The sequence below is a fragment of the Paracoccus amoyensis genome (assembly GCF_014490725.1).
Taxonomy (GTDB): domain Bacteria; phylum Pseudomonadota; class Alphaproteobacteria; order Rhodobacterales; family Rhodobacteraceae; genus Paracoccus; species Paracoccus amoyensis.
On record NZ_JACOQL010000002.1, the window covers coordinates 283121 to 303215 of the forward strand.

A 20095-nucleotide genomic window follows, 5' to 3' on the forward strand; every position below is an offset into this window, starting at 1 on the left:
CCATCAAGCCAGATTGCTGCGGTCCCAGATCAGGGTCAGTGAACGGTTGCCCACCCGCAACAATCGTGCGTGAACCGCCATCAGGGCAATGTTGTCCCGCCGTTCCGCGCAAGCACCAAGATCCATCGCCACGCTGGCAAAGGACAGCAATCCGATCTGCCACGCCAGTCGTGACAGCTTTTCCGCATGGGTCACGGCGGCGACCAGATCACCATTCCGATACGCCTCATCCGTGGCGGTCAGCGCGCCCGCAAGTTGTTCCAAAGCCACTCCGATGACATTATAAGCAGCGTTTTCGCCCAGCTCCCTGACAATGTCGCCGACACGTTTTGCGTCGACCCTGACGGCTTCGGAGATTGCCAAAGCCTTTATTTCCGCCAAGTCCCACCTCTACCCTTTGTGTATCATCATGGCGTGACCATGGTGGGAAGCGATGAAGAAAGCTTTGACCGCCGGGAAAGAAACCCCTCGAATTTTCTGAAATTACCACCTATCACAACCGGAAATGCGCGAGGTACGCTATGCACAATGTGCGCCCATTGCCACAATATCTGGTCAGCCGCTTTCATGGCTGGCGTGCAACATCCTATGAAGACAACAGCGCCTGGTATCGGCGTCTGGCGCAGGAAGGCCAGCATCCGCGGGCGATGGTGATTTCCTGTTGCGACAGCCGGGTCCATGTGACCGGGATCTTCGGTGCCGATACCGGAGAGTTTTTCATTCACCGCAATATCGCCAATCTGGTGCCGCCCTATGCGCCTGACGGACATCAGCACGGCACATCCGCGGCGATCGAATATGCCGTCAATACGCTGAAAGTCGCGCATCTGATCGTTGTCGGCCATACGAATTGCGGCGGCGTGGCGGGGTGTCACGCCATGTGTTCTGGCCACGCCCCCGAGCTGGAAGAAAAGACCAGCTTTGTTGGTCGTTGGATGGATATTCTTCGCCCCGGTTACGAACACGTCAAGGATTTACCCGAAGGGGAACAGATCCCGGCGTTGGAACGTCAGGCGGTTCTGGTGTCGATCAAGAACCTGCTGACTTTCCCCTTTGTGCGGTCCGCCGTTGAATCGGGTAATATGTCCTTGCACGGGCTGGTTCATGATATCGGCGAAGGCAAGCTGGTGCAGGCCGAAGACGGTGGCCGCCGTTGGGTCGAGGTCTGAGAATGGTAACGGCATCAAGCCGTTACCGATAGCTGCCATGGTCCGAACCGTTCAGGAACCTCCCCTCGGGCCAGCGCAAATCGGTGGACACGGCGATTTCGCGCGTTTCTCCGGCTGGCAGCGGGGATTCCCAATACAGCACGCCGCGACGGCCTTCAGGATCGGTGTCGGTCGGCTCCGGCTCGGCGTCATAGGCGATTTCCAGATCCTTCTGGCGCGAGACGGGCACGCGGTCCACAATGCGCAGCGGCCATTCCTCGGCTGTCAGGTTCTTGACGATCAACTGATAGGTCTGGGTCTGCTGATTGCTGCGGCTGATAAAGCCGCGCTCGCCCTCGGTCTGTTCGGGCACGCGCATTTCCGCTGTCATGCCAAGGATCGGGCCAAAGCCCACCCGGACGTCATCACCCGCCGCGATCAGCGGCAGGCTGGTCGCGCCGATCAGCGCACCATCCAGCCGCACCGTCGCCACCCCCGGCAGGATCGGTTCGCCCAATGTATTCTCCCCCTCGGCCATGACATAGGCGACGCTGTCGTAACGCGGCGCAGCTTCGGCGAAAACATCGGTGTCGAGGGTTTTCTGGTCCAGCGAAAGACGCAGGACGCCCTGATTATTCGGAACCGCAACCCGCTGCGGATAGCGATAGACGATGGTAATCCCGACCGATGCCGTCTCTGCAACGACCGCTTCGGCCTCGGCAGCGAAACCACCTTGGTCAAAGGCCATTTCAGGCGCTGCGGTCTGACGGCGCATGGTCGTCTTTGCCGCCGGATCATCAAGCGAGGGGAACCAGGATGCGACCTCGGTTGATGCTGTCTGTCCGTTCGGTTGCGCCGTCGAAAGCGTCAGGCTGACATTGTCCCAATCCACACCGCTGGACTGCGCCACCATGACGGCGCGGTCCATCTGCATCTGGCCCGTCGCGCGTGCCAGCGTCAGGTCATAGACCGGGCGCCACTGGGCGGCATTCGTAAAGCCGGTGATGTCCAGAACAGCAGGTTGTCCCGACATTTCAACCGTGACGGTCAGGGTTTCCAGGGCGGTGTTCTGATCAACGATCCGGCTCAGATCGGCCTCGGCCAGTTGCACGTTGCGGTTCAGCCTTTCCAGCTGATTTCCCATCTGCGCGGCAGCGGCGCTTGCCTGTGCCGCGTTTTGGAACCAGGTCGCAATCATATCGCCTGCGGTGTCGGCACTGGTCGCCAGATCGGCCATCTGAACGCGGGCGTCGCCGCGCATCATGTCACGCACCATCTGCACGCGTTCCTGCCAGGATGCCGCCTCGGCCCGTTTTGCTTCGATCTGTGCCTCCAAATCGCGCAGGGCGGTGCGTTCGTTGTCCAACCGTTCCCGTGCGGCAACGACCGCCGGTGCCTCGACCGCGCCCGGTGCAGCCTGATCGTTGGCCTTTGCGCTGACATTTCCGATGCTTGCCGCGTCCGAGCGGATGCGCAGGCTGTCGGCCATTCCTGCAGGCAGGCCGGGAATGACAATCTGATGCCTCCCGGTCATCGCGGGAACCTGAACCCGCCAGTCGATTTCAGCCCCGCTTGGATAAACCGTGACATGATCTGCAATCAGGCTTGCGTCGATCCGATCGGCCAGCGCGGGTGCCGCGATCAGTCCGAACAGCAGGGCCGGGAAAACAGGGCGAAAACGCATGCAGATCACTCCGACAAAATTCTTTGCCAGAGGATTGACGAGGTTGGATTTTATGGCAAGCAACTTGTGCCCAAGGCGCGATCACGCCTTAGGCATCGGGTTTCCAGCGGATCACGCGGTAAATGTAGATGGCGATGATGCCGACCACGACAGCGGTCGAGACCGGATTGATCCAATCTTCAACCTGCTCATAGCGATCTTCCAGCAGATAGCCTGCCAGCGCCAGCGCGCCGGACCAGATGAAACTGCCCAGACCCGTAAAGATCAGGAAGGGCACCACCGGCATCCGCTCGATCCCTGCCGGAATGGAAATCAGCGTGCGGATCGTTGGAATGAAGCGGCCAAAGAAGACGATGGCCGCGCCGTGACGCTGAAACCATGCCTCGGCCTGATCCAACTCGGCCAGATTGATGGTCATCCAGCGACCATAGCGCACCACCAGCATCCGCATGCGGATTGGCCCGAAGGCAAGACCGATCAGATACCAGAAATAGGCCCCGGCAAGCGATCCCAGACCACCCGCAAGAATGGCCTGCCACAAGGGGGTGCCGTCGCGCGCGGCGTTAAAGCCTGCCAGCGGCATGATCAGTTCCGATGGGATCGGCGGAAAGACGTTTTCCAGAAACATGAGGGCGGCGATGGCAAGTGCCCCGCCACTCTCCAGGAAATGGGTGATCCAGTCGAACACGTGAGCCGCCCTAGCCTTTTTTCAGGACGCGATTGCCCAACAGTTCGGCAATCTGAACGGCGTTCAGGGCTGCACCCTTGCGCAGGTTGTCACTGACGCACCACAGGTTGAGACCGTTTTCGATGGTCGAATCCTGACGGATGCGGCTGATGAAGGTGGCGAAATCGCCCGCAGCCTCGATCGGGGTGACGTATCCGCCCGGCTCGCGCTTATCCACGACCAGAATGCCCGGCGCTTCGCGCAGGATGTCGCGGGCTTCGTCCTCGTCCAGAAAATCCTCGAATTCGATATTGATGGATTCCGAATGACCAACAAAGACCGGAACGCGCACGCAGGTCGCAGTGACCTTGATCGAGGTGTCGATGATCTTCTTGGTTTCGGCGACCATTTTCCATTCTTCTTTGGTCTGGCCATCCTCCATGAAAACGTCGATCTGCGGGATCACGTTAAAGGCGATCTGCTTCTGGAATTTCTTCGGCGCGACTTCCTGACCGGGCACATACATGCCTTTGGTCTGGTCCCAAAGTTCATCCATGCCTTCCTTGCCCGCGCCGCTGACCGATTGATAGGTCGAGACGACGACGCGCTTGATTTTCGCGCGGTCATGCAGCGGCTTCAGCGCAACAACCATCTGCGCGGTCGAGCAGTTGGGGTTGGCGATGATGTTCTTGTTTTTATAGTCGTAAACCGCCTCTGGGTTCACTTCCGGCACGATCAGCGGGATCTGCGGATCATAGCGATAAAGCGAGCTGTTATCGATCACGATGCAACCAGCCGCGGCCGCGATGGGCGCGTATTTCTTGGTCGCGTCCGAGCCGATGGCGAACAGCGCGATGTCCCAGCCGGTGAAGTCGAATTGCTCGATATCCTTCACCTTAATCGTCTTGTCGCCAAAGCTGACTTCGGTACCTTGCGAGCGACGCGAAGCCAAAGCGGCGATCTCGTCGACCGGGAACTGGCGTTCGGCCAGAATGTTCAGCATTTCGCGGCCCACGTTACCCGTAGCGCCTGCGACGACGACTTTGTAACCCATTTCGGGGGGACTCCTTTCTTGCGGTCAGGAGCCTTTAGCGCAAGCAGGGCCTGATTGAAAGAGGCGCCGCGCAGAGCGTGCACCGGCAGTGCACCGGCAGTGCACAAACTGTGCACCGCCGCCACAAATCGCAAGCGGGGTCAGAACCGGACGGCGACGCCCGCCCCGACCGTGGTCTGCGACCCTGCATCATGGCCAACGCGACCATCAAGCGACAGCCAGCCAAGGGCATTCGGGGTGAACTGCGTTTCCGCCGCCACGCCGATACGGCCAAAAGAATCGTCCGATCCGGCGATCAGCACGTTCCGTGTCGTGCCATTGCTGTCCGTGATCGCGGCGATCTCGGGCGCGCCATCGGCCAGCTCGCGGATATAGGCGGCGCGGGCCGACAGGGTCACGTCATTTCCGCCCAGGCTGACCATCTGCCGCGCCTGACCGCCCAGTTGCAATTCAAGGCTTTCATAGTCCTGTTCAGCATAGCCCGTCGCACGACGATCCGCGCCGGATTCGGTAAAGCCCGCGATACGGCTGCGGGCATAGTCCAGACCTGCAACCGGACCATAGCTCAGCCCCGCCGTATCACCAAAATCATAGCCGCCTTCGACGCTGGCACCCAGGGTATAGGCGTCGGTGTCCAGATCGAAGTCGCGGCGCAGGATTTCAACGCCCAACCCGGACAGCATGGAGAAGGTGCGGTTCCCCTCCAGACCTGTCTTGGCATAGTTGAGTCCGGCCACGGCCCATGTCGCATCGCGACGCCACGCCATATCCACGCCAATCGCGGCCCCCTTGGCGGTCATATCGCCGCCTTCGGACAGATCATCTTTGGACCGCTGATAGGACAGGTTGCCGCCGACGCTCAGCGTGTCACTGAATTGCCAAAAGCCCCCCAGATGCGCGGCCAGTGCGTTGCCGCCATCGATGCCGAAATCCTCGCTGTCGCCCGGGCGCGCCAGCCCCTCGACCGAGACAGTGGGGGTAAAGCGGCCGATCTGGCCGGGTGCGGTCAACCGGCCACGGGCCGAGCGCAGCGAATAAGCCATCAGATCGTCCTGCTGGCGCGTCACCTGATCGGCCATCTGCGCGGCCGCGATACTGGCGTTGCGAGACGAGGCGATCAGATCGGCGCCGGTTTCTTCGACCAGCAGACGGGTCAGAAGCAGGGTGTAATCGTGCATCCGTTGGGGAATACGATCTTCGCCCAAGGCGTCGGTCAGCACGTCCCAATTGTCCAGTTCGGGGTTGTGCCATGTCGCGCCGCCGGGAATCTTGGGATTGTCGGTCTGGGTATAGCCGTCCAGATCGCCCAGTTCCCAATTCGTCGCCTCCATCCACAAGATCGGGATGTCCAGCGCCTCATAGGGGGCGGCGTCGGAACAACAGCCGGTATCGACGGGATAATGTTCGTTCAGGCCGGGGTTCGAGCGCAGGTCGATGTCAAGCTCATCGGCAATGGCATGGATGCGCGTCCACAGCGATTTCAGCTGCGGATTGGCCAGATAGTTCGTGCCCGCATGCGCATACATGAAATCGCCCGTGATCAGGCTGTCGATGTTGATCATGCCAGCCAGATTGTCGCGCTGTTCGGCGGTCATCTGGTCAAGGTAATGACGGCTGCCGACAAGGCCGATTTCCTCGGCCCCGAAGGCGTTGAACACCAGACCGGTTTCGGTGTCCAGCCCGGACATGTGCCCCGCCAGTTCGGTCAGGACCGCCGCCCCGGATGAATTGTCATCGACCCCTTGCAGATCGGCGTGGGTTCCGGCCGTGTCGAAATGTGCGCCGACAAGAATATAGGCATCGGTTTCGCCCGGCATTTCGACGATGACGTTCTGGGATGATCCGGCGCTGGTGTCAAAAACCTGACGGAACGCGGTCGCGTCCCCGACGGACAGGCGGCCTGCCATGTAATCGGCGGCGTTGGGAAAAACGGTGCTGCCGGTAAAGCGGCCCGGATAGTCAAAAACCAGCGTTTCAATCGTATCCTGCGCGTAATCGCCAAAATCATCGGCAAGAGCCGGCGCGGCGCTGAATGCGGCTGTCGTCGCCAGTAAGGCGGCCAGATGGTGTCGCATCTTGGGTTCCCTGTTCATGTGATTTTTTGGTCCGAACGAACGTAGCCAACGGTTGCACGATTTCGTGGCAATGCAAGCAGAAGCAAAGGAAAGCCGCAGGGCCGTGGCAATCCGGCCATAGGTCAGCTGCTTGGGTCAGGTCTCAGCGGGGCAGGTATCCGGGGTCTGGCCCCAGCCATCGGCAAAGACCAGATCGTCCAGTGGCAGGCGGCTGCGCCAGCCTTTTGCCTGCAGTTCCGGCTGTGACCACAGCTTGTCCACATGGCCAAGGCACAGATAAGCAACGGGTGTGACCTGATCCGGCAGGTTCAGGATGCGACGCAGGTCGTCGTCGTGGAAAATGCTGACCCAGCCGACGCCGATCCCTTCGGCGCGGGCCGCCAGCCACAGATTTTGCACCGCACAGACCGTGGAATACAGATCCATGTCCATATTCTGCGTCCGCCCCAGGACCACCGGGCCGCCGCGCTGGCGGTCGCAGGTGATGCACAGATTGATCGGCGTCTCGGTGATGCCTTCCAGTTTCAGCGCGGAATACAGCTTTCGCTGCCGTTCGGGGAACATCTGCGCGGCCTCATCATTGGCGCGCTGGAAGGCGGCCTTGATCTGGATCTTGACCGCCGGGCTGCGAATGACGATGAAATTCCACGGCTGCATGAACCCGACCGAGGGCGCGTGATGTGCCGCCAGCAACAAGCGGCGCAGCACATCATCGGCGATCGGGTCGGGCAGGAAATTGCTGCGCACGTCGCGGCGGGTGTGAATGGCGCGATAGACGGCCTGTTTCTCGTCCTCCGAGAAGGGTGAGGCGGGGGCGGGACCGGACATCAGGTCGCGGCGGGCCTGATGACGGACAGGCGCGGGTCACTGCGCTGAACATCCTGAACCCAGGAGGCTTCGGCGCTGAAATCATGCGGCACCTGTGCGGCTGTGCGGCTGCCCGACAGGCTTTGGCTGGCAAAAAAGTCAAAGCCGTAAAGCGTCAGTTTCGACAGGTCGGATTGCAGCAGCAGGTCGATCATCATGGCACCAGTGGTCGGCGGGGCGGCAAGGCGGTCTTTCAGCGCCTCGTATTCGGACAGTGGATGCAGATAGAAGCCGTCACCGGTGGCAATGCGATAGCGCAGGCGTTTGCGCTTGGGCGACATCCACAGGATGCGATCCGGCGCGATCTGGTCAAGGTCTTCGTCCGACAGCCTGACGGCCAATGCCAGCCAGTCAGTGCGGGTGCCGTGGCTGCGGGCATCGGGCCTCGGGGCGCGATTGATGCGAATGACCACATCGGCGGCGTCGATATCGGCGCCATGATCGGTCTGGGACAGCGCACGGGCATTGCCCACCAATGCCACGGATTTCCCTTGCAGCGATGCCAGCAGATCGGCTTGCGACACCGAAAGGCTGGCAATCGTGCCTTCGTCGCGCAGCGTGCGGGCGGTATAGAATTGCAGCTTGTTCATGGCTGCGACAGCAATTGGTTATAAATCGCCACCAGGGCGCGGGCCTCGCCCTCGATGGCGTGATTGGCCATGATATGCTGGCGTGCGGCAATTCCTGCGGCGTCACGGGCCGCGTGATCGTCAAGCCAGTATCGCAACGCGTCGGTCAGCGACTCCAGATTGCCGGTTTCGACAAGGCTGCCGGTCACGCTGTCCTTGATCAGCGTTTCATAGGCGCCGACGCGCGTGCCGATGGCGGGCACACCGCAGGCCATCGCCTCTAACGGTGTCAGGCCGAACCCTTCCCATCGGGCGGGGGCGGCAAACAGGTCCAGCGCCTGATAGTGTTTCACCACCTGATCCCAGGGCAGTTCTCCCAGAAACCGGATGCGATTCTGCAACCCGGCGGCCTTGATCTCGGCCAAGAGCGTATCTGCGAAGGCCTGATTGTCCGGGGTGATGCGCCCGGTGAAAATGATCTGTGCCTGCGGGCGATCCGGCAGCAGGCGCAGGCCCGCGCGGACCAGCAGATCGACGCCCTTCTGTTCGCGGACCCGGCCGAAACAACCGATCAATAAGGCATCGCGATCAAGTCCCAATTCGCGGCGCAGCGCGGCTTTGTCGGTCACGGGGATGAAGGTTTCCGTATCGACGCCATGCATGATGACCGTGGACGGGGCGTCCAGATAGCTGGCGGCCTTGTCGGATGTCGCGACCAGCGCCTCTTGCTGACGGATCAGCCATTTGGTGAAGCCGGTATGATGGCGCTGCGCGGCCGAGGTGAACATCATCCGGTATTTGCGCCGCAGAATATGGCGCAGGATCAGGCCAAGCGCCATTTCGGTATTGCGCCGCGAATGCCAGACCCGCCAGCGGTCGCGGGGCAGGGTGGCGGCGCGCAGCAGGGGGATATGCGGCACCTCTGGTGGCAGACCGGGGCCGGTGGCGCGAATCGCGATCATCCGCGCCTGAACCGGGATCAAGCGCACGACGGTCGCGGTGACGCCAGACAAGCGGCGCTTCAGATTGGGGGCAATGACCAGCGGTGTATCAGCCATGTTCAGCCTCGGGCGTCAGGAATAGGTCAGGAACCCGACCGCCAGGGGATCAGGAAAAACAGGGACACCATAGCGAAGCCTTTCGGCAGAGGGTAGGCGGGACATAGGTGCAAAAAGACACGGTCCCGCATGTCCACGGGGCACGCCCCAACGTGAGGAGGTGTGACGCGGTTTGATTCGCTTCAGGGTCAGGTCTGATCGCCAATGGATGACGGTTGCTGCGCCTGCGCTGACGGAGAGGAAGGCTTTCGCGCATCGGTCGTCGCGGGTCGCGGGACGCCGCCAATCGTTGAGGTGTCCGAACATGATCTCGATGCGGTTACGCTGCTTGTCGTATTTCACGGTCGTCCTGCGTTGTGTTCGACCCGGAATGCCGGCAGGTCTCCCTTTGTGCTGCGACGCGTCCCTGAACCAGTTAGCGTCATGGCCCGGGTCCCCGAGCAAGCAGTCTACCTTCGGCAAGCTGGACAGGAGTGCCCGCGCACCGATGCCGTCGCTGACCTGTCCGGCGCTTCCAACGGTTGCAAAGCGTCTTGCGTGGCCCATGACAAAGGCAATCCCACTCGGCACGCGTCGATCATGAACGCGGGGCTTGCCGTGGGACTTGGGAAAGAAGGGGGCAGGACGGCCATCCGCGCATCCGTCAGCCAGAAAAGATCAGACATCGTCACCGCCGGATTTTCGAGCCGTGAATCATGCCGAAAACCGGAAAACAATGGGTCCTGACACCAGGGTCAGGGCGATGAATATCTGACCGAATCCGGCCCCGGTCCCGGTCCCGATTCGGGCGCTGTGGCGCTTTCCGCACCTGAGGGCATCGGATGCGGCTTCAGGTGGCGGTCAGCACATCTTTCAGGACAACGGCTTCATTATGTTCTGTGTCGCGCGCGCCAAAGATCAGGGTTACTTTCTGCTTTTGGGCCAGTTCGCGCAGCTTTGCCATTTGTTCGGGATGCTGAGCCAGTTCGGTCTTGTAGCGCTGCCTGAACTCGGCCCATTTTGCCGGATCGTGGTTGAACCATTTCCGTAAAGCGGTGCTGGGCGCGATATCCTTCATCCAGTCATCGAGATCAGCCTTTTCCTTGCTGACGCCGCGCGGCCACAGACGATCCACAAGGATGCGCAGCCCGTCATCGGGTGAAGCGGCCTCATAAGCGCGTTTCAGGGCGATATGTGCGGCTGGAACCGCCACGATGCAGCCTCCTGTGTTGTTCCTTCCGGTCACACCGGCCTAAATATCACGGTCGTCACCTGGAAAGGTTAACTGGATGCAGTCGGAAAACCCATCGGAAATCGCAGGCTCTGCCCTTGTCATCGGTGCATCCCGCGGCCTTGGTCATGCCATGGCGCAAGAACTTGCCCGCCGCGGCTGGCGCGTCACCGGCACGGTTCGTGGCGACGGCCGCACGCAGCTTCACGATCTGGCCGATGAATTTGAGAGCCAGATCGCGATCGAGCTGTTGGATATCAACAAGCCGGACCAGATCGTCGCGCTGGATCGACGCCTTGCCGGACAGGCCTTTGACATGATGTTCGTGAATGCAGGCGTGATGAATGACGACATGAACGAAACAATCGCCGAAACCACCACCGAAGAATTTACCCGGCTGATGATCACCAACACGCTTAGCCCGATGCGCGTGATCGAAGGTCTGCAGGATCGTGTAACGCCCCATGGAATGATTGGCGTCATGTCGTCGGGCCTTGCCAGCATCGGCGACAATACCGGTGGCGGAAACGAGGTTTATCGCGCCAGCAAAGCGGCGCTGAACATGTGCATGCGCAGCTATGCCGCGCGTCAGGCTGATGCCGGGCGGTCGCTGGTCCTGCTGGCTCCGGGTTGGATTCGGACCGATCTGGGCGGGGAGGATGCGCCGATCACAATGGATGAAGCCATGCCAGAGGTTGTCGATACGTTGCTGATCCAACAGGGAAGACCGGGCCTGCATTATGTTGACCGCGCGGGCCGGACGCTTCCATGGTGATCGGATCGGGCAAACTTCGCCCCCGCCAACTTGACCCTTGATCGCGCGACGTCTAACCCAAGGTCAAAGCGCTCGGCGCAGGCTGGCGCGTCATGGAGGAAAGACATGTCCGACAGCTATTCGCTTCTTATCCTGCCCGGTGACGGGATCGGCCCCGAGGTCATGGCCGAAGTGGTCAAGGTGATCGACTGGTTTCAGGCCAATCGCGGCATGAGCTTTGATGTCAGCCATGATCTTGTCGGCGGCGCGGCATATGACAAGCACGGCAAGCCCCTGGCGGACGAGACGATGGCCCATGCGCAATCCGTGGATGCCGTGCTGCTGGGCGCGGTCGGCGGCCCGAAATATGACAATCTGGATTTCAGCGTGAAGCCGGAACGCGGCCTGTTGCGTCTGCGCAAGGAAATGGACCTGTTTGCCAACCTGCGCCCGGCGCAATGCTTTGACGCGCTGGCGGATTTCTCCTCGCTGAAACGCGACATCGTCGCCGGTCTGGACATCCTGATCGTGCGTGAACTGACCAGCGGCGTCTATTTCGGCGAGCCGCGCGGCATCCATGACGACAACAACAATCCCGATAACGAAGGTGGCCGCGTCGGTATCACACGCAGCGCTATACCAGCGGAGAGATCCGGCGTGTGGCGCGTGCGGCGTTTGAACTGGCCCGCAAGCGGAACAACAAGGTCTGCTCGATGGAAAAGGCCAATGTGATGGAATCGGGCATCCTCTGGCGCGAGGAAGTGCAGTGGGTCCATGACAACGAATATCCCGATGTCGAGCTGTCGCATATGTATGCCGATAACGGCGCCATGCAGCTGGTCCGCAACCCGCGCCAGTTCGACGTGATCGTGACCGACAACCTGTTCGGCGACATCCTGTCCGACGCCGCCGCCATGCTGACCGGCAGCCTTGGCATGCTGCCCTCGGCCAGTCTGGGTGCGCCGATGGCGAACGGTCGGCCCAAGGCGCTGTATGAACCCGTCCACGGTTCAGCCCCCGATATCGCGGGGCAGGGCAAGGCCAATCCGATCGCCTGTATCCTCAGCTTCGCGATGGCGTTGCGCTATTCCTTTGGCGAAGGTCAGGCCGCCGACGATCTGGAAGCTGCCGTGGAAAAGGTTCTGGCCGATGGTGTCCGCACCGCCGATCTGATGGGACCAGAAGGCGGCAGCCCGGTCTCGACCTCTCAGATGGGGGACAAGATCGTGGCGGCGCTGGCGGCGTCGTAATTGGCCGCGTCAGGCAATCTGAAAGCGATCGGTTTCGCGTTGGCGTCAATGGGCGTCTTCGCGACCCATGACACGATCATCAAGTTACTGGGCGCGCATTACCCGTCGCTGCAGGTTCTGTTCTTTTCCTCGCTGTTGTCCTTTCCGCTGGTGTCGCTGATCCTGATGCAGGAAAAGACGCCGGGCACCCTGCGGCCCAATGGCCCCGGATGGGTCGCGCTGCGATCGTTTTGCGCCATGATGTCCGGGGTCTGCGCCTTCTATGCGTTTTCGGTTCTGCCGCTGGCACAGGTCTATGCGATCCTGTTCGCAACGCCCTTGCTGATCACCCTGCTGTCCATCCCGATTCTGGGTGAACGTGTCGGCTTTCACCGCTGGCTGGCCGTCTCGCTTGGCCTGTGCGGGGTGTTGATCGTGTTGCGTCCGGGGACGGGGCAGGCGCTGTCCTTTGGCCATCTGGCGGCCCTTTTCGGCGCCTGCTGCAGCGCGACCTCGGCCGTCGTCACGCGCAAGCTGGGCGGGTCCGAGCGCCCGCTGGTCCTGCTGATGTGGCCGATGCTGGGCAACCTGCTGCTGACCGGATCGGCGCTTGGCCTGGCCTATGTGCCGATGCAATTGCCGCATCTGGCGATGGCCGGGATGATTTCGGTTCTGGGGCTGACAGGTGGCTTTCTGTCGATCCTTGCCTATCGCACCGGAGAGGCGGCCATCGTTGCCCCGATGCAATATTCCCAGATGATCTGGGCGACGATCTATGGCTGGTTCATCTTTCGCGAAAGGCTGGATCTGCCGACGATCATCGGAGCCAGCGTGATCATCGCCTCGGGGCTGTATATTGTCTGGCGCGAGCGTTCGCATGGGCATGCCTCAAATCGGCCGGTCATTGCAGCGCGGATGCGGGCCGATACCGTCACCACGCCGAAATCCACATTGTTGGGCCGCATCCTGTTTCATCGCGGCAATTCGCACCACTGAAACGACGCCCAGCGACGAATCCCCTTGCATTCACCCCCGCCCCGCGCTACCTGCCCCACCACGGTCGGAGCGTAGCGCAGCCTGGTAGCGCACCTGCTTCGGGAGCAGGGGGTCGGAGGTTCGAATCCTCTCGCTCCGACCATTTCTCAGTTGATAAGTGTCGTTCGACATCGAAACACCGACTTTTCGTCATAGGTCGGTTTTTTGCTTCAGGCGCGGGATAGCGGGCCCAGCCGCAAGCCCCCCGCCCCGGCAGTTCAATCGGTTGTATGCTGAAGAAGCGGCGCAACGTATTGGCGTTCATAGAGCGGCAACGGCATCACCTTCTGGGTCATTGGGGCGCAGATCATCGCGGCCCGCATTGCCGGTGAAACCAATCCCGATCGGCAGGTGTTTCGTTTTCGCGAGAGGGGGACGCGCGTGGAGAATGTCATTCCATTTGAAGCGGGGCGCATGTGGTTTGACGGCGCGCCTTGGCTGTTTCTGCTTGAGATCATTTTTCGAAGCACGCTTGCCTATCTCTATTGCTTCATCTTGATCCGGGTCTTGAACGGACGAGCGGTCGCTCAGATGTCGATGACCGATATTGTGCTGATCATCGCGCTTGGCTCGGCTGTGGGCGATTTGACGTTCTATGAGGATGTGCCGATCATTCACGCATTGGTCGCGATGACGGTGATCATTCTGGTCACGAAATTCGCTGACAGGGCCATCCACAATCAGGATTTCCTGAAGAGCGCGCTGTCCAACTCTCCGATCCTGCTGGTCCGCGATGGGGTGATCGACATGGCGGGCGCGTCGCGCCGTGATCTGAACACGCTTGAGGTCATGGAGCTTCTGCGCATCCACGGTGTCCGGAACCTCGGAGCGGTGGAATGGGCGTTCATGGAGGCAGGCGGCCAGGTCTCGGTCTTCCTGTTCGACACGCCGCGTCCGGGGCTGGCAATCGTGCCGCCGCTGGATTTGATCCCGACGGCCCCGAGCCTGCCGCCGCCGGAAGCGGGAGAGGCGGCAAGTTGTTATTGTTGCGGGCTGACGCGGGTCTTCCCGCCCGATGCGGGGACGGCTTGCCCCAATTGCGGGCGCTCGCATTGGGTGAAAGCAGCGGGCGGGCAGAAAGCGAACGGGCGCAATTGGGGCGAATAGCCATCCGTCTATTTGGTCCGGAACCGGCTATGGGAAAACTCTTCGTCGATCTTTGTGTCGATCCGATCTGACCTGATTTGCACCCAGATCAAGACCGTGAATATCATCGTGCCGCCGACGATGTTGCCGATCACTGCGGGCAAGGCGAACCCGAAGACCGCCTTTGCAAAACCGATCTCTCGGGCAACAACCAGCAGCGAGGCCTGCCCGTCCCGACAATCACATGCGAACATCAGGTCGTCATGGACCCGCCCAAGGCGGATGCCGGACGGCCGGTCTAACGCAGAGCAATGGCGTTCCGGATATATCTGTCGTCGACGCATTGCGCTGCGGCAAGATCGCGAAACAGCGCGAGCGAGTCAGGATCAAGCTCATATGTTTCGTCATAAAGGCCCTCGCCGCGCTGCTGGGACGTTTCCAGCCATGCGATCAACAGCTTAAAAAACCCCGAGATATCCTTGGCGACCGGCTGCGGATCCCAGCTTCCCATTCCGTGAATGGCAAAGAACACCTCACCCTCGACCGACGGATCCAGCATGATCGGATTGCCGCCGCAATCAGCAACGACCAGCATGTTCGGCGGCCAGTCCGCGACCGCTTCGCCGGTGCGGCCGTCGATTGCGTAGCCGATCTGCTGATCATCCAGCGCGGCGAAAGGATAAAAGGTAATATCCCCCCAGAGGCTCTCCGGAACCACATCGACCGGATTGTGGCGCGTGCGGAATTCGCGGGCATCAGGGCGCGTGAAATGGCTGTTGACCTGATCCGGGTCGGTGTTTGCCGCGACTTCTGCGAGCACTCGGGGAACTCGATTGAGTGCTACTATCGGCGTTGACGGCGGTAGGGTGCATCGCGATGCAGCAGTGCAATCAAACGCTTACAATGGGCGCTGCTTCGTCTGCTGTTCGGCGCCTCTGCTCTCACATCGGTAATAAAGCGCGGAAAGTCGTCTGTCGGCGGTGCGGCAGGGCAACTGCAGCGAAACCGGGAAAGCGGTCAGACGGCCTAGGACAAAACCGCCGAGAGCTTCCCAGGCTTCATAGACATCACGTCCATCCGCCTCTGGGTCCGCCTTTTGTCAAGATGACCTAAGGCAATCATGGCAGCCTACAACTTCGCGCGCCAGATCAAGATCTTCGGCGGCCTCACGCCCTATCAATGCATCTGTAAGCTCTGGACATTCGAACCAAATAGTTTGATTATAAATTAGATGTCTTAAGTATATAGATCGAAGAAAGAAATCATGCAAAGTCAAAAATCTTCTGTTGAGCATAAAGAAGCAGTGCCAGCCTTTCGAATTGCTCCCTCGGTAGTTTTTTCTGCCAGATCTTTTTTTTAGACCGAGCTATACCAGGCTGTGACGTTATCCAACTACCAGAAAAAATTATGCCTGCAGGCGAAGTAAAAATAGTAGAAGAGGGCGCGATGACAATGCAGCCTCGACTACGGATGCGCGATCGACTCCGAGGACGAGGAAGGGAGTCTACAATAGATTTTCATGAAGGAATATGCATTGATTTTAGGTATAATAGCCCACAAAACTGGTCTCACCTCCTCAATCAACATATTCCCCTGCTTTCTTTTGTCGAATCAGCTTTAGGGTGCCATATTTCAGATATCAATGTTATTTTTCCTAAAAATATGCCTAGCTATGGACGAGACTTGCTAATGGCTCTTGGCATAAATGCTTATTTCACAGATGGGCCTGTTAGAGGCTCGAGCGTAAAAATACTACAAAATCATGGAAATATTCATAGGCCGCATTCAAATAAATGGATCAATTCATCTTCTATACTTGAAAGGTTAAATGAACTGGGCTCTAGCAGAGGCACACTTCCTCAAAGAATACTGATAGCGCGACGGGGATCGCGTACTATCTTGAATCAAGAAGAAGTTGAAATTGCTCTGCGTCAGAGAGGTTTCGAAACCATATACGCGGAAGACCTGCACATAGCTGATCAACTCAGATTATTTTCTGAATGTGAGACAATTGTCGCGATTCATGGAGCAGCTCTTGGTCTACTGCTGTATAGACCTTCCAATAGCACTAAAGTAACGAACATTGTCGAGATCATTCCTTGCGGGATAGCCAGTGATATTTTTCGTATGATGGCACAGCAAGTGGGATGTCGATGGATCGGTGTAAGGGGTAAAATTAAACCTAGATATGTAAAATCCGCTTATAATATGAAACAAAAATTTTTTTCAGAGTTCCAGAACGATAGCTTTGAAGTGGATCCGGTCTCTCTTCTCAGCGCATTGGATCATGTATGGAATGCTGACAACTTCAGAGTCGCTCCTCTCAAAGAACCATCAGCTAGCCATCTGTAGGTATTTAGTCCTACGGTTCAATGACGTGATTCTTTCTAAGAAATCGAAGGAAGCATTATGAGCTAGATTTGTCGTGGGAGCGCCACGACAGGGTTTTGGCCGCTCAAGAGGTGGCTTTACGACCAAGATCCACCTCCGAGTCAATACAACGGGCCTGCCCATGAGGACCGAAACTACCCCGGGTCAAACATCCGACTACATGGGGTCCGTTCTGGTCATGACCGACAACCTGCCAGAGCCGAGTGTCCCGCTGGCAGACCGAGGCTATGATGCTGACAACATTCGGGAAAAGATGGAGGCGCGACATATATTGAACCAGATCCCGATGCGCAAATCACGAAAAATGCGCGTCGGTGTGGCTCACTCGCTGCATTCCCTCCGCAATCTGGTCGAGCGATGCTTCAACAAGCTCAAGAATGCCATCCGCACCGCTTCACGCCGAAATTCCGGCGCCGTCCTGTTCCCGTTTTCGATAGAACACGTTCTGGTTCCTCAGTTGGTGCTTTCCACTTTTCCCGGGCAAGGCCACCACAATGTTTTGTTGACTTTGATGTATGATGCATCATTGTTGACAAAAATAGCGCCAAAAAAAACCCGCTTGAAACAGGGAGACTGAGACGTGTTGCAGAGAATTCGCAGTGCATGTGCTGTTGCGATGGCCGTTGCCCTTTCGGTGACGCCGTTAAGCGCGCAAGAGACGCCGCAGCCCGGAGGGGCGCTGAACATGATTGTCCAGCCAGAACCGCCGATCCTGATGGTTGGCCTGAATACTCAGGGGCCAACACTTTATGCGGGTGGGCAGATCTATCAAAGCCTGCTGACCTATGGCAAAGACCTGGAGCCGCTGCCCCTGCTGGCAAAATCCTGGGACGTGTCCGAGGACGGTCTGACCTATACCTTCACTTTGCAGGATAACGTGAAGTGGCATGACGGTCAGCCGATGACGGCGGATGATGTCGTCTTTACCGGCGATAAATTTCTGCGTGAGGCACATCCACGCTGGCGTTTGATCGCGAATACCTATGTCGAAAGCATCACCGCGCCAGACCCCCAGACCGTCGTGTTCAAGCTGTCCAAGCCCTTCTCGGCGTTCATCTATTCGTTCGAGCTGAGCTCATTCCCGATCATTCCAAAGCATATCTATGAGGGCACCGATTATCGGACCAACCCGGCCAACCAGAACCCGATTGGCACAGGTCCGTTCATGCTGAAGGAATGGAAGCGCGGGCAGTATATCCACTTGGTCAAGAACCCGGACTACTGGAAGCCGGGATTGCCCTATCTGGATGAGTTGTATTTCCGCGTGATCCCGGATTCTGCGTCCCGTGCCATCGCGTTCGAACAGGGAACCGTCGATATCCTGCGCGGCGGCGATGTCGAGGGGTTCGAGGTGCGTCGCCTGACCGGCATGCCCGACGTCGAAAACAGCGTCGAAGGTTGGGAGATGTATTCGCCGGTCGTGTTCCTGGAAATGAACCTGAAGACGCCGCCGTTCGAGAAGAAGGAAGTGCGGCAGGCTGTGATGCATGTGCTGGATCGCAACTTCATCGTCCAGACGATCATGTTCGGCATTGGCCAGCCGGCGGATGGGCCTTTTGCCGCGACCACCAAATATCACACCGATGACGTGCCGCAATATCCCTATGATATTGAAAAGGCCAAGGAACTGATTGCAGCATCCGGGGTGAATCCGGGCGATTACACGATCCGGCTGATGGGCCTGCCCTATGGTTCGCAATGGGATCGTCTGGCCGAATACGTCAAGCAGCAGTTGGAGCAGCTTGGCTTCAACATCACCATTCAGGCGGTTGATCCGGGCGGTTGGTCGCAGGCGATGTCGGATTTCAATTTCGACCTGGCCTTCAATTTTACCTACCAATACGGCGATCCGGCACAGGGCGTTGCGCGGCACTATCTGTCGTCGAACATCGTCAAGGGCACGCCTTATGGCAATAACGTCAGCTATGAAAACCCGGCGGTTGATCAGTTGTTCGCCGAAGCAGCCAGCAGCACCGACCCGGATGAGGTTGCGGCCAAATATGCCGAGGTGCAGCAGATCCTTGTCGATGATGTGGCGATGGCATGGCTGTTTGACATGCAGAACGTGACCCTTTGGCGGCCCAAGGTGCGCAACCTGATCCGCACCGGGATCGGCCTGAATGAATCCATGGATGAAGTCTGGATATCGAAATAATCCTGCGGCAAAATATGAGGGCAGGCGCCGACGCGCCTCTCTCTTGCCGTTGCTTTGGTCTGACCTGCGCGCAGCGTCGGCTATCCGAAACGCAGGTCCTGCGACATGCCGGAAGGGGATGGTAGAAACATGAAATCACTGGATTTCATTCTAAGACGCCTGGCCAAGGCATTCTTCGTGGTCATCGGCGTGGTGATACTGAATTTCCTGCTGATCCAGCTTGCCCCCGGCGATCCGGCGGCGGTGATGGCGGGCGACGCCGGGGCGGGGGATGCGGAATATCTTGCCCAGCTTCGGGCGCAATTCGGTCTGGACAAGCCGCTGCCGGTGCAACTTTGGAACTATCTGTCGGGCGTGCTGACCGGGGATCTGGGATATTCCTATCGCAACCAGTTGCCGGTGCTGGATCTGATCATGGACCGGCTTCCGGCGACCCTGTTGCTGACGGGCTGCGCCTTGGTCTTTTCGCTGGTCTTCGGCATCCTGTTCGGTGTCATCGCGGCGTGGCGGCGCGGTGGAGTGCTGGATTCCACCATCATGTTCGGCGCCCTGCTGTTTTACGCGACGCCGCTTTTCTGGACCGCGCTGATGGCGGTGCTGCTGTTTTCCATCAAGCTGGGCTGGTTGCCACCCTTTGACATGGAAACCATCGGCGCGAACCTGACCGGCTGGGCGCGGGTCAAGGATATCGCGTGGCATCTTGTGCTGCCGGTGGTGACGCTGGGCCTGTTTTTCACAGCGATCTATACCCGGCTGACCCGCGCCTCGATGTTAGAGGTGATGGGTCAGGATTTCATCAAGACCGCGCGGGCCAAGGGTGTGCCCAAGGGGCGCATCATCCGCCGCCATGCCTTGCGCAACGCCTTTTTGCCGATCTTCACCTTTGCGTCCTTACAGGCCGGGCAGCTTGTCGGCGGGGCGGTGCTGACCGAAACCGTCTTTGCATGGCCGGGCATCGGTCGCCTGATGTTCGACGCATTGTTGTCGCGTGATTATCCGGTCCTGCTGGGCGTCTTTCTGATCACGGCGGCAATGGTGGTTCTGGTCAACCTGATCGCGGATCTTCTGTATCGCTTTGTCGATCCGCGGATCGAGCAAGGGGCGTAGGGGGCT

General features: G+C 59.2%; 18 protein-coding genes, 1 tRNA gene and 4 pseudogenes. 10 read left to right on the forward strand and 13 right to left on the reverse strand.

What is annotated here, in order from left to right:
* Positions 1-3: 3 nt before the first annotated feature.
* Positions 4-363, reverse strand: a complete 360-nt coding sequence (locus H4P12_RS06215) for a hypothetical protein (protein ID WP_246448989.1) — start codon at positions 361-363, stop codon at positions 4-6.
* Between the two features lie 158 nt (positions 364-521).
* On the opposite strand from H4P12_RS06215, the gene H4P12_RS06220 reads away from it, so the two are divergent.
* On the forward strand, positions 522-1169 hold the full coding sequence (locus tag H4P12_RS06220; RefSeq protein ID WP_187792812.1) for a carbonic anhydrase: 648 nt from the start codon (positions 522-524) through the stop codon (positions 1167-1169).
* 22 nt (positions 1170-1191) lie between these two features.
* On the opposite strand, the gene H4P12_RS06225 is transcribed toward H4P12_RS06220, so the two are convergent.
* The 10 genes and pseudogenes from H4P12_RS06225 to H4P12_RS06265 all read right to left on the reverse strand — a co-directional run bounded on the left by H4P12_RS06225 (position 1192) and on the right by H4P12_RS06265 (position 10314).
* A complete protein-coding gene (locus H4P12_RS06225; RefSeq protein WP_187792813.1) occupies positions 1192-2832 on the reverse strand; it encodes a DUF4139 domain-containing protein in 1641 nt (546 codons plus the stop codon).
* Positions 2833-2920: 88 nt separating this feature from the next.
* The gene (locus H4P12_RS06230) at positions 2921-3520 is read right to left on the reverse strand and encodes a VTT domain-containing protein (protein ID WP_187792814.1); all 600 of its coding nucleotides are present in this window, start codon (positions 3518-3520) and stop codon (positions 2921-2923) included.
* A 10-nt stretch (positions 3521-3530) separates the two neighbouring features.
* A complete protein-coding gene (locus tag H4P12_RS06235) occupies positions 3531-4553 on the reverse strand; it encodes an aspartate-semialdehyde dehydrogenase (protein WP_187792815.1) in 1023 nt (340 codons plus the stop codon).
* Positions 4554-4693: 140 nt separating this feature from the next.
* Positions 4694-6628 carry an autotransporter domain-containing protein gene (locus tag H4P12_RS06240; protein ID WP_187792816.1) on the reverse strand — a complete coding sequence of 645 codons (1935 nt, stop codon included), beginning with the start codon at positions 6626-6628 and terminating at the stop codon, positions 4694-4696.
* Between the two features lie 135 nt (positions 6629-6763).
* Positions 6764-7456, reverse strand: coding sequence for a 5,6-dimethylbenzimidazole synthase (bluB, locus tag H4P12_RS06245; RefSeq protein ID WP_187792817.1), 693 nt, complete (start codon positions 7454-7456; stop codon positions 6764-6766).
* Complete coding sequence (locus tag H4P12_RS06250; protein WP_187792818.1) at positions 7456-8085, reverse strand: glycosyltransferase family 29 protein; 630 nt, start codon at positions 8083-8085, stop codon at positions 7456-7458. Before H4P12_RS06250 ends, bluB begins: the two co-directional genes overlap by 1 nt.
* Entirely contained in the window at positions 8082-9122 is a 1041-nt protein-coding gene (locus H4P12_RS06255) for a glycosyltransferase family 4 protein (protein ID WP_187792819.1), read from the reverse strand. The genes H4P12_RS06250 and H4P12_RS06255 overlap by 4 nt, the downstream gene beginning before the upstream one ends.
* Positions 9123-9323: 201 nt before the next feature.
* Positions 9324-9635 (reverse strand): annotated as a pseudogene (locus H4P12_RS06260) (transposase); the annotation flags it as partial.
* A 42-nt stretch (positions 9636-9677) separates the two neighbouring features.
* Positions 9678-9787: pseudogene (locus H4P12_RS19250) on the reverse strand (IS5/IS1182 family transposase); the annotation flags it as partial.
* Between the two features lie 164 nt (positions 9788-9951).
* Positions 9952-10314: a DUF488 domain-containing protein gene (locus H4P12_RS06265; protein WP_343069774.1), complete on the reverse strand. Its 363-nt coding sequence runs from the start codon at positions 10312-10314 to the stop codon at positions 9952-9954.
* A gap of 76 nt (positions 10315-10390) precedes the next feature.
* Between H4P12_RS06265 and H4P12_RS06270 the strand changes: the two genes are divergently transcribed.
* The 5 genes and pseudogenes from H4P12_RS06270 (at position 10391) to H4P12_RS18725 (ending at position 14457) form a co-directional block, all read left to right on the forward strand.
* A complete protein-coding gene (locus H4P12_RS06270; protein ID WP_187792820.1) occupies positions 10391-11107 on the forward strand; it encodes an SDR family oxidoreductase in 717 nt (238 codons plus the stop codon).
* 105 nt (positions 11108-11212) lie between these two features.
* A pseudogene (gene leuB / locus H4P12_RS06275) lies at positions 11213-12336 on the forward strand (3-isopropylmalate dehydrogenase).
* Positions 12337-13311, forward strand: coding sequence for a DMT family transporter (locus H4P12_RS06280; RefSeq protein ID WP_281390398.1), 975 nt, complete (start codon positions 12337-12339; stop codon positions 13309-13311).
* Between the two features lie 65 nt (positions 13312-13376).
* A tRNA-Pro gene (locus tag H4P12_RS06285) sits at positions 13377-13453 on the forward strand.
* A gap of 278 nt (positions 13454-13731) precedes the next feature.
* A complete protein-coding gene (locus tag H4P12_RS18725; protein ID WP_187792822.1) occupies positions 13732-14457 on the forward strand; it encodes a YetF domain-containing protein in 726 nt (241 codons plus the stop codon).
* An 8-nt stretch (positions 14458-14465) separates the two neighbouring features.
* On the opposite strand, the gene H4P12_RS06295 is transcribed toward H4P12_RS18725, so the two are convergent.
* Positions 14466-14690, reverse strand: coding sequence for a hypothetical protein (locus H4P12_RS06295; protein ID WP_187792823.1), 225 nt, complete (start codon positions 14688-14690; stop codon positions 14466-14468).
* A 44-nt stretch (positions 14691-14734) separates the two neighbouring features.
* Positions 14735-15256, reverse strand: a complete 522-nt coding sequence (locus tag H4P12_RS06300; protein WP_187792824.1) for an SMI1/KNR4 family protein — start codon at positions 15254-15256, stop codon at positions 14735-14737.
* Between the two features lie 587 nt (positions 15257-15843).
* On the opposite strand from H4P12_RS06300, the gene H4P12_RS06305 reads away from it, so the two are divergent.
* From H4P12_RS06305 to H4P12_RS06320, 4 genes and pseudogenes are all read left to right on the forward strand, one after another.
* On the forward strand, positions 15844-16788 hold the full coding sequence (locus H4P12_RS06305) for a glycosyltransferase family 61 protein (protein WP_187792825.1): 945 nt from the start codon (positions 15844-15846) through the stop codon (positions 16786-16788).
* Between the two features lie 76 nt (positions 16789-16864).
* Positions 16865-17251: pseudogene (locus H4P12_RS06310) on the forward strand (transposase); the annotation flags it as partial.
* A 192-nt stretch (positions 17252-17443) separates the two neighbouring features.
* Positions 17444-18982 (forward strand): ABC transporter substrate-binding protein, encoded by a 1539-nt coding sequence (locus H4P12_RS06315; RefSeq protein ID WP_187792826.1) that lies wholly within the window; start codon positions 17444-17446, stop codon positions 18980-18982.
* Positions 18983-19111: 129 nt separating this feature from the next.
* Entirely contained in the window at positions 19112-20089 is a 978-nt protein-coding gene (locus tag H4P12_RS06320; RefSeq protein ID WP_187792827.1) for an ABC transporter permease, read from the forward strand.
* The last annotated feature ends 6 nt before the right edge of the window (positions 20090-20095 follow it).